Source organism: Gemmiger formicilis, assembly GCF_016901605.1.
Taxonomy (GTDB): Bacteria; Bacillota; Clostridia; order Oscillospirales; family Ruminococcaceae; genus Gemmiger; species Gemmiger formicilis_B.
The window spans coordinates 1-8,078 of sequence record NZ_JACJKP010000141.1 but is presented as its reverse complement, the minus strand read 5'-3'; the positions used below and the strand labels follow the sequence as shown (position 1 = coordinate 8,078).

The window sequence follows — 8,078 nt, the reverse complement described above, 5'->3', positions numbered from 1 at the left end:
TTTCCTTGTGTGTGAAGAATGATAGTACGGACTGGTGGCGTCAATGGACGCGCGTCGCGGATATAATAGATGGGCAACTGTGTGTATGTTCGTTTGATGATAGCTGGCAGGAATCCTCCAGTGAACAAAAATACGCATTTGAAAACCGCTATGCGCTTCCACATAAAGTAAGGCAGCATTTTGATAAAGGCTCGCTAGCTGTATTCTCCTGGTCTGATGCGCCTGACCCGGAAAGGCCGGACAAAATAAAGACAAGCATAACATTACTGAGCCAATTACCAATACAAGTGATTCCACTCCACGCAAACACGGCAAAGCAGGCAGTCGAATTGCTTCATGGCGGTGTTTCGGAGGGAAGTTTAAACTGCGATGTTTTATACTTGCTGGAACCAATGGGAGTCGGCACACAGCAAGGGTTGTATTGCCAAACGGCAAACATGGAATTCAAAAACGGTTTGTTCCGGCTCAAGCTGTCTGTGTCCAAACTGCCTTACTATAATCTTGAAAAAGATGATATGCTCACCATTCAAGAGCTTCGCAAATATCCCGAACTTTCAAGTTATACATTTCTAAAAAAGAGGAATCTCGGCGTTCCTGCTGGAACAGTTCCAGCAAAGGACGCTTTGGCGGTTGTAAGGGACCGAATTCTTTCTCATCAAAAAATGACGTGGCCGTCATTTCGGGACTTTACATCGCGCACGAACAACGAGTTAAAAGCGTTCAAAGAATTTCTCAAGTATGTCACAGGAAAAGACCTGTACCAGGAAATCGCAGATGACATTGGATGTTCACTTGAAACAGCTCAAAAATACGTTGAGGATTTCGTTGCGAACGCCAATGAATATCTGGATGGTACCGAAATCGACACAGGAATTCTCTCACGGCTTGTCGAGGCTAACGACACTATGCGTTCAGCCTATATGCGCCAAATAGAAGACCGCTGGAAGCGGGAAGCAGCGAAAAGGCTTGAGCAAGCAGGCAAAGAACTTCAACAGATAAAACACGAACAAGAAAAGTGTGCTCGCACACTTGATGGAACAAAGCATCAACTTGCACTGGCCGAAAAGCATCTGGAAGAAATCCAAGAAACAATCCGGGAAAATGAACGTATCGCACAGGACAGTTATCGATTTGTCCAAGACAAGCTGGCGCATGCCAAGTCGAACGTGGCTGAATTTTTGGCAGATATGTCCCTTTATCTGCCTGTCCCGACAAGTGGCGCGGGCTCGGGTTCCAATGTCGCTACTTTCCTGCGCGGAACCAAGTTAGATGTGGATGTTGTAGACTCAGTCGACGATTTTCAGAGCGTAATCGATGGATTGGCAGATAACTTGTCTTCGTGTGCGGGTATTACCAAGGACCATTCGCATCATCTTCACATGGCAAGGTTTCTTTATGCAACTTATTTGCGACGTCAGCCGTTGTTGCTGGCAGGCCTTAACGCAGAAGAAATTGTCCAAATCCTTTCTGCCACCGTTCGCGGACAGTATGCAGATGTTCTAACCTGTACAGAAAGCTACGACGAAAAGACTGCCGCAGAATCTATGAAGGGGGAAGGAATTCTTCTTGTCAGAAATTCTTTTAGCGGGAATTGGCTTCAGAATTTGTTGCGCCATAAGAAAGATTGCCACAAACAAATTATTATATGTCATCCCTACACCGAAGATTTATCTATTGAGCCAGAAAGCCTTTTCCAATATTTCATGCCCATATTCACAACGGATTTTGTAGAGCGTGAGGCTGAAATGTCTGGTGTTATGGGTACGATATTGGTTCGTGGTGGAAAGGCATTTTCATCCTCTCCGAAACCGGGTCTACGCCGGGATTGGTTGGATTGTTTACGCATTAGCCGCATGATGCAAAGGAAAATGCAAGGAATCCTTTTCGATGTGACAGGTATGGCTGAACCGGAGGCAATGGATAATACGGTCGTCGCTTTTGAATATGTTTTGCTTTCTTATGCAGCAGTAACTGGTAAGGGCGAGCAACTGTGCAAGCAGATTCAGGATTCTAATTCGGTCCCGCCGGAGATTAAGACGTATGTTTACGACTTTTTTGACTATGAGGAAAAATAATTGTGCCGTCTGAAGAAATTTTCACCCAACTGGCAAAAGATTTATCTATCCTACGTGGAGAAGCAGAAAATATTGATGCCTGGCGACGCAGGCTGATTTACAGCGCGCTGGGGAAATTGGCGCTGGCGTCTGTTTGGGATGATGAGGGCTTACCTTCACTCCAGCATTTTTCGGCGACTATCACCGAAAGGCAACCATATTATCTGCAAATTCTCGATGCGTGCGCCGATTACCTTGGGGATTTGTCGTTGCTTCGCGATGAAATATACGCAATATATTTGAATGCAGGGGCTTTTTATCATAAAGCAAATTATCTTTCCCCCGCGACCAGTGTCTCTGCGCCTGGCGGAGCAATCAACTTCCTTCGCGGTTGTAACCCACTGTCCGCATTCCCCATGAGCGGGTTGGGAGAATATGCGGTTCATCCCGTCGTTACTCAACGCTACTATCATTCCGCGGTGGAGATGTTTCGACTCCACCGGCCATTTATAAGCCTCGTGACAGAATGTGAAAAGGCAGCCATCTGGGAAAATGCGAACTTTCCGAAGAATTCAGAATTTTTAGCCATGCAGGAGCAGCGAAAATTCGGCTACTGGCAACCGGAGCCTAATCAAACCATCGCCTTTGGTTTGATGCGCGTGCCACTGGAGTTTGACTACCATTATTTCTTATACAGAAAAGTTTCCGACTGTTGGCAATGGTGTCAACTGCCAATTTGGCAAACAAATCCTCATAATAATACAAAAGTCATGCCCGAATGGTTGGCATTAGCCAATGGAATCTTGATGTTAAATCATTTGCTACCACCTGTACACTGTGTGGGTGACGTGAATTTGGTAACAGTATCGTTCCCTTACCTACTTCCACCGGCAGAAGAAACCTTTTTCAAACTCTATTCTTGGCCGATGCCTGATTCAACACTAAATGAATTTTCGCAGCGCATTATGCGGCAGATGGCAAGACCAGCATATCAGTCGTTCACGTCGGTAATGGAATCTCTTGGATATCTCTTCGAGGAGGAAACCTAATGGCAAAAGGCGCATATGAAGTCCACAGCTACCTAAAAAAGGAACTGGAAAACTATATAAAATCGCAGTTTTTTGGAAAATCTCCTCTCTTGTTGTCTGCAATTTCTTCCCGTTTAGATAAGGAAGGCATCCTTTATCAACAACCATATATCGAATCGTCCCCAGCCTATATCTCGGTAGCACATGGCTTGCAAGATGCCGCTATCCCGGTCTGGCTGCGCACCTTTTTCGAGAAATTGGCTGATGCAAACCTTGGCGTGTATCCATCGCCGTTTAAGCATCAGATTGATGCACTGGAAACCGCAATTCAGGGGAAGGACCTGTTTGTTGCAACAGGAACAGGCTCCGGTAAAACCGAATGCTTTATGTGGCCGATTTTGGCAAAACTGGCCCAAGAGGCCAGAGAAACCCCTGATTCGTGGGCGCAGCGAGGTGTTCGTGTTCTTATTATGTACCCAATGAACGCACTGGTTTCTGACCAAATTAGTCGACTGCGTCGCCTAATTGGTGACCCAGAGCACAAATTTGTAAAAATCTTTCGCGAAACTGCGGGAAAAGATGCGCGGCGCCCCCAGTTTGGTATGTACACGGGCCGGACCCCTTATCCGGGGACCACGACCAATTCAGGGGCAGACAAAGAATTAGCACAGACTCTGTCCCGCATATCAAAACCAGCTACTTCGGACCAAGAGGATTTTTATCAATCGCTTCTAAAAGAGGGGCGCATTCCTGCCAAGGAAGATATGCCTGCCTTTATTGGTGCCTTGCGTCAAAGCAAGCACATCCCGAATGACGAGGATGCCGAGCTGATTACCCGGTTCGAAATGCAAAATTGCTGCCCGGATATCCTGATTACTAACTATTCCATGTTGGAATATATGCTTTTCCGCCCCAGAGAAACGAAAATTTGGGATGAAACAAAGAAATGGTTGGATTCATCGCCAGAGAGAAAACTTCTCTTCGTCATTGATGAAGCGCATATGTATCGCGGTTCTTCTGGCGGTGAAGTAGCACTTTTGATTCGGAGATTATTCCACCGCCTAGGTATCGGACGAGACAGGGTGCAGTTTGTTTTAACAACGGCCAGTATGCCAAATAGAACATACGAGGACCGGATGGCGGTACAGGAGTTTGCCCAATCGTTGACTGGAGCGGATTCCTACACCTTTACTTATCTGACCGGTGAAAGGGAAACGATTGCGCCTGGACAGGGTGTGGATATTCCCTTTGTGAAGTTCAAAGGGATAACCCCTGAAGAGATTGAAGCCGAAGGCGCGAAAAAATTGATGGCTCTGAATCAATTTTGGGCGGGGCTACCGGGAGCAACTGTTCCTTTTGCCACGTTGGAAGATGCCTCGTATTGGTTGTATGACCATCTGACCGATTATATCCCTTTCCAATTGCTCCTAAAAGAATGCCGTGGGAATGCCGAATCCCTACACGATTTGGCAAAGGTGATTTTTCCTGCCCAGAAGGAACGCGAGGCGTTGAATGCCGTTAGCGTTTTGTTAGCGATTGCACCATTGGCGCGGAACAAGAAAGGGATGGTTCTTTGCCCGGCGCGAATGCATATGCTGTTTCGCGGAATCAACGGTGTTTATGCCTGTACCAATCCCCAGTGCCCTCACTCCCATACAGACGGGGCACTGACTTTGGGTGAAATATTTCTCTCGGATGCTCACTACACCTGTCCTGAATGTGGCAGTGCCGTGTATGAACTATATAACGACCGCAAATGTGGAGCACTGTTCCTGAAGGGATATGTTCTCAAGTCAGAGATGGATTCTTTGGGACACACCTATTTGTGGCGATATGCCGGGCAGGTGTTTGATGAAAGCACCTTAAAAGAAATCCATTTGTACATTCCCAAAAAAGGGTTTACGCCTAAAAACCGAGGGAAGTATCGACTTCGCCCATGCTATCTGGATAGCCGCAGTGGATTCATCAACTTCCGCGATGATTCGCTTGCTGGCAAGGAAGGCGTTTTGAAGCTCTATTACACCGACTACAGTGAAAAGGGGCGACCGGATACAATTACCTTTCCTACCTGCCCACACTGTAAGCGACGAATGATTGGTTCGGAGTTAACTTCGTTTGCCACGCGCGGAAATTTGTCCTTTTACAATTTGATTAAAGCTCAATTTGATGTACAGCCCCCGGTAAAGGAGAAAGAGAACAATCCTCGCCTTCCCAATGCGGGGCGAAAAGTGCTGCTATTCTCCGATAGCCGGCAGAGAGCCGCTCGTTTAGCCCGCGATATGTCTAATGCGTCCGATATGACGGCGGCGCGCCAGCTGACAGTCCTTGCTATCGACCGAATGCAGAAAGTGGATGAAGAACAGTCTCTGAATGACATATATGGATTTTTTGTGCTGGAAGCTGCGCTTCACCAGGTACAGCTGTACAGCGGCGACAATAGAGCTAAATTTGTAACTAATGATTGCGCAAAGATTCTGCGTGACTACAAACGCCGTTTGCGTGCAGGACGAGCTTGGCATCCATCTCTTACCGTTGGCGACAATGCCCCCGACCAGATGAAAGAGCAACTTTTGCGGATGTTCTGCGGCGGATATGATACGCTCACCTCTGTTGCCCTGTGTTGGCTTTCCCCAACAGATGAGGCAATGTTTGATGCCGTGGACGAACTCGCGGAGGAGGGCCAAACGGTCTCGGACGAAGAGTTTTTGGAGGTGTTCAATGCATGGGTCAGCGTTTGCTGTGACGAGGTTGCTTTGGGACAGACGATTTCTGACGATATCCGACGCAACGTTCGAAAAGGTTATGGTAGTACCGGCTATGGTCTTGAGGACGATTGGAGTATGCCCGCAACAATTTGCGAAAAGATGGGGTGGGACAAAAAAGGGAAAACGCAGGATATTTGGAAGAGAATCTTACAACGTCGTTTCCTTGAAAAAGGAGATTTCGGGAAATGGTATATTGACCTGACAAAAATCAAACCCAACCTCGATTTGAATCATTCTTGGTATCGCTGCCCACGCTGTTCGACGATTACTGCTTTCATGCTGAAAGGGGCCTGTCCAAACTGTGGAGGTGTCATTGACCATCCCATGACGGAAGAGGAACTCAAAGCTTTGGATTTTTGGCGTGTGCCTGCCATCTCTGCTTTGCAAAATCAACCGATTTATGTGATTGACACGGAGGAACACACGGCACAACTTTCGTATAAAGACCAGAGCAATGATATGTGGTCAAGGACCGAGCAATATGAACTGCGGTTCCAAGATTTGATTCAAGAAAATGAATCTCCAGTCGATATTTTAAGTAGTACGACTACGATGGAGGTTGGCATTGATATTGGCTCCTTGATTGCAGTAGGGTTAAGAAACATTCCACCCATGAGAGAAAATTATCAACAGCGCGCCGGACGTGCTGGGCGGCGAGGGGCCAGCCTATCTACCATCGTCACCTATTGCGATAACGGTCCGCACGACACACTCTATTTCCAACACCCAGAGCCCATGTTTCGTGGCGACCCACGCCGGCCTTGGATTGATATTTCCAGTGAGAAACTGATTCAGCGTCATTTGAATATGATTGCATTACAAGAGTTTTTGAAGAGGGAATCAAGCAGTTTGGAACTTATGAGTGCTGCGGATTTTGTCGATGAGAAACTGGACGCCTTTCAAGACTTTCTTCAGGCATTCCAGATGTCAGACTGCGTTTTGATTCCAGCATCGTATCAAGGCAGTTGCCAGTTCAAGGAACCTTTATTGGAAGAGCTTCAAAAATTGAAAGCAAAAAAGGATGCGCACCCTGAACTTTATCAGATTCCAGATGGAGTAACAACGAAAAGCAAATCACTGTTAGATGCACTCTATGAGGAAGGTATCATCCCAACCTATTCTTTCCCTAAAAATGTTGTAAGCACTTATATTTCTAATCAGGAAGGGAAACAGCTTTATCAAGTAGAGCGTGGGCTTGATGTTGCTATTGGTGAATACGCACCTGGCCGTGCAATTGTTGTTGATAAAGCTACTTATCAAATTGGCGGTTTTTACTATCCCGGCAGCGAACGCAGAAAAGGATGTTTGCTTACTCCTGCAAGAGCTTTTGTAGAAGACGAAAACTATTGCAAGGCCGTTATGGAGTGTATGGACTGCGGATGGTTCGGCCTAAAAGAGGATAATGTCAAAGACTGTCCATTTTGCGGTAGTCGCAGCATTATAGAAACTACACCTATGTTGCGCCCGTGGGGGTTCGCTCCCAAGGATGGTCGAGCGATTCCCGAGGTGCAATTGCAAGAAGAACGTACTGTTGTTCAACAGCCGCTATATTCCACTCTGCCCGAATCAGAAACCATGACTGAAATTGCAGGTTGCCGAAATATGCGTATGGCATCTCGAAGCAATCAGCGAATCATCATGATGAACAAAGGCCTTGAGGGAAAAGGGTTTACAGTCTGCTGTGATTGTGGAGCATCCATGCCTGGCGATGACGCCGATGCGCTGAACGGCGTAAACCGGCCCTACATTTCAAAGTATATCCGCAATAGTAAGTGTCGGCATAGCGTTACCAAACATGTAAACCTTGGTTATGATTTTATTACCGATATGCTGGTTTTGGAAATTCGCCTTGACCCCAAACAGGTCGAGACGGAGCGCAAAGACAGCCTGTGGCTTACCCGCGCGGGAACATCGTTGGCAGAAGCGATGCGGTTAGTCATAAGCCGTATCCTGGACATTGAATTCACAGAATTGATGACAGGGTATCGTGTTCGCCGTAAAGGTGCGGAAGCTTTCCTTGATGTGTACATTTACGATAGCCTTTCCAGCGGCGCTGGCTATGCCGCAGGTGTTGCATCTATCATGTCGGATGTTCTTAGCCAGGTTGAAATCATGCTTTCTGGCTGTACATGCGAAAGCGCCTGTCACAACTGTCTTAAGCATTACCGCAACCAAAACCTACATGGTTTACTTGACCGGTATGCAGCTTTGGAGCTCCTGCACTGGGCAAA

The 8,078-nt window shown here is 46.9% G+C and carries 3 protein-coding genes; all 3 read left to right on the top strand.

Annotated features, from left to right (window positions below):
- Window positions 1-2,075: hypothetical protein (locus tag H6B10_RS10790; protein ID WP_204651614.1), on the top strand; the 2,075-nt coding region annotated here is incomplete at its 5' end.
- Between the two features lie 2 nt (window positions 2,076-2,077).
- Window positions 2,078-3,103: a hypothetical protein gene (locus H6B10_RS10785; RefSeq protein ID WP_204651613.1), complete on the top strand. Its 1,026-nt coding sequence runs from the start codon at window positions 2,078-2,080 to the stop codon at window positions 3,101-3,103.
- A partial coding sequence (locus tag H6B10_RS10780) for a DEAD/DEAH box helicase (RefSeq protein ID WP_204651612.1) occupies window positions 3,103-8,078 on the top strand: 4,976 nt, incomplete at its 3' end. The genes H6B10_RS10785 and H6B10_RS10780, both read left to right, overlap by 1 nt.